2 protein-coding genes are annotated in these 2797 nt (G+C 62.3%); both read left to right on the plus strand.

Translation table 11 applies throughout. The features are described 5' to 3' along the window. Positions 1 to 418 precede the first annotated feature (418 nt). Positions 419 to 868: a baeRF12 domain-containing protein gene (locus EN939_RS28470; protein ID WP_127271043.1), complete on the plus strand. Its 450-nt coding sequence runs from the start codon at positions 419 to 421 to the stop codon at positions 866 to 868. A gap of 223 nt (positions 869 to 1091) precedes the next feature. Continuing rightward, a partial coding sequence (ybaL, locus tag EN939_RS28475; RefSeq protein WP_127271045.1) for a YbaL family putative K(+) efflux transporter occupies positions 1092 to 2797 on the plus strand: 1706 nt, incomplete at its 3' end.

Consider the following 2797-nt stretch of genomic DNA (forward strand, 5'->3'; position numbering starts at 1 on the left):
GGACGCGAGCGGAATCCTGAATGAGCTTGCAGTTCTACGCGCGGGCGCGAGAAACCAGAAGGAACGCACTCGCGCATCCCTTATCGGGATGCAATTGCTTTTCTGAAAGCATCCCAGCCAAGAGAAAAATATTTCTCGTTTGCAGATGGAGCGGATTCAAGCTGCTGTCGCAGGCCTTGTTTTCCGGGTCTTTTAGCGCCTGGGGAGAAAAGCGCAAAACTGTTTTTTCTAAATTCTACCAAATTAGTAGATTAAAGCCGCGAACTCTGGATAGCCGGAATGTCCAACGCCGACGCGGCGGCCGACTGGAACATTAGTGGCTCGGGGCGCGTTCTCAAAAGGCCTGTCATATCGGATCGAAACCCCGGCTGCGGAACGCCCCGAAGGCCACCACGCGGCTGAAAAGGAGCCTGTCATCATGAACACAATCATACTCAAGCACGGTATCTGGGTCATGGTGGCCGATGGCGAGAAGGCGCTTTTCCTCAGGAACGCCGGCGACAACAAATATCCGAATCTCGAGGTGGTGCAGGAAATACAGCAGGACAACCCGCCCACCCGCGAGCAAGGCAGCGACAGCCCGGGCCGGTACAATGATGGTCCCTCCGTACACCGCAGCGCAGTCGAGGATACGGACTGGCACCGCATCGGCAAGGAGCGTTTCGCCGATGAAATCGCCGCCCGGCTCTACAAGCTCGCGCATGACGGCGAATTCAACGAGATCGTGCTCGTCGCACCGCCAGTGGTGCTTGGGACAATGCGCAAAAAGCTGCACAAGGAGGTCGAGGACAAGGTGACCGCCGAAATTCCCAAGACATTGACCAACCATGCCATACCGGAAATCGAGGCCCTGCTGCGGGCAGGCTGATCATTGTCGATCGGCCCTGACGGATCGAGACGAATAGCACCGCACAAATTCCGATCCGGCCGGCAGCTTCTCAGCTGCCGGTCAAATTTTTGCGGCAGCGCCGTCGATTTCACGGATTCGCGGGTTGCATCGCCGACATACCATCCACCATATTGCAAAACAGGCGGCGGCTTTGGGCGGCGCTCATCCAACATCGCTGTTTTTGAAAGGCGCTCCATAGACAATGCCGCATGACACGCCCCTTATCGCCACCATCGTCGCCGGTCTGGGGCTGGCTTTCGTCTTCGGGGCTCTCGCCAACCGCTTCCGTATCCCGCCGCTGGTCGGTTATCTCGTAGCCGGCGTGCTGGTCGGGCCGAACACGCCTGGCTTCGTCGCCGATGCCGGCCTTGCCAACGAACTGGCCGAAATCGGCGTCATCCTCCTGATGTTCGGCGTCGGGTTGCACTTCTCATTGAAGGATCTTCTGTCGGTGCGCGCCATAGCCGTGCCGGGCGCCGTCGTCCAGATCGGCTTTGCCACCGCACTCGGTGCCGGGTTGTCGTGGATGCTCGGCTGGTCAATGGGCGCGGGACTGGTGTTCGGCCTGGCACTATCGGTCGCCTCGACGGTCGTGCTGCTGCGCGCTCTGCAAGAGCGGCGGATGATCGAGACCGAGCGCGGCCGCATCGCTGTCGGCTGGCTGATCGTCGAGGACCTGGCCATGGTGCTGGCGCTGGTGCTGCTGCCGGCGCTGGCCGGCGTGCTCGGCGGCCAGGAGCAGACCGACGCCCATGCAAGCGGGCTGCTGTCGCTGCCGGCCAGCTACGGCATCTGGGGCGTCGTCGGCATCACGCTGGCCAAGGTCGCCGCCTTCGTCGTCGTCATGCTGGTGGTCGGCCGCCGGGTCATCCCCTGGATCCTGCACTATGTCGCCCACACCGGCTCGCGCGAGCTCTTCCGGCTGGCGGTGCTTGCCATAGCGCTCGGCGTCGCCTTTGGCGCGGCCAAACTGTTTGGGGTCTCACTGGCGCTGGGCGCATTCTTCGCCGGCATGATCATGAGCGAATCCGAACTCAGTCACCGTGCCGCCGAAGAATCCTTGCCGCTGCGCGATGCCTTTTCCGTGTTGTTCTTCGTCTCGGTCGGCATGCTGTTCGACCCGTTCAGCCTGATCAGCAATGGCTGGCCGATCCTGGCAACGCTGGCCATCATCATCATCGGCAAATCGCTGGCGGCGTTCGTCATCGTCGTTGCCTTCGGCTATCCCCTGGCCACCGCATTGATGATTTCGGCAAGCCTTGCCCAGATCGGCGAATTCTCCTTCATCCTGGCCGAGCTCGGCGTCGGGCTGAAACTGTTGCCCGAACAAGGTCGCGACCTCATTCTGGCCGGCGCCATCCTGTCGATCGTCCTCAACCCGCTGATGTTCCTGGCCATCGACTGGATGAAGCCGTGGCTGGAACGGCGCGCCGCCAGGACGGCACCGCCGGTCGAAGCAAAACCGGTTGGTCCGGCGACGGAGCCGGGCCAGGTGGCCTCTGTCGCGGCAACGGCGAAAAGGGAGGACGGGCCGCCGCCCAAGACGGCACTCACAGGCCATGCCATCCTGATCGGCTACGGCCGTGTCGGTGGCCTGGTCGGCTCGGCGTTGAAAGACGCGGCACTGCCCTTCCTGGTCATCGAGGACGCCGACAAGACGCTGGCGAGGCTGAAAGCGGACAGCATCGAGACCGTCGCCGGCAATGCGGCCAATGCCGAAGTGTTTGCCGCCGCCAACCCCGAAGGCGCCAGCCGGCTGATCCTTGCCATCCCCAATGCCTTCGAAGCCGGTCAGATCGTGCTCCGAGCCCGCGCCGCTAATCCCGGTATCAACGTTATCGCCCGGGCCCATTCGGATGCCGAGGTCGAACATCTCAAGGGTTTGGGCGCCGATACGGTGATCATGGG

This window comes from Mesorhizobium sp. M7A.F.Ca.CA.002.05.1.1 (assembly GCF_003998335.1).
In the GTDB taxonomy this organism is placed as follows: Bacteria; Pseudomonadota; Alphaproteobacteria; order Rhizobiales; family Rhizobiaceae; genus Mesorhizobium.

What these genes read in the sequence shown, in the direction of transcription:
- EN939_RS28470 (WP_127271043.1), top strand. Translation starts at nt 419, where the DNA reads ATGAACACAATCATACTCAAGCACGGTATCTGGGTCATGGTGGCCGAT.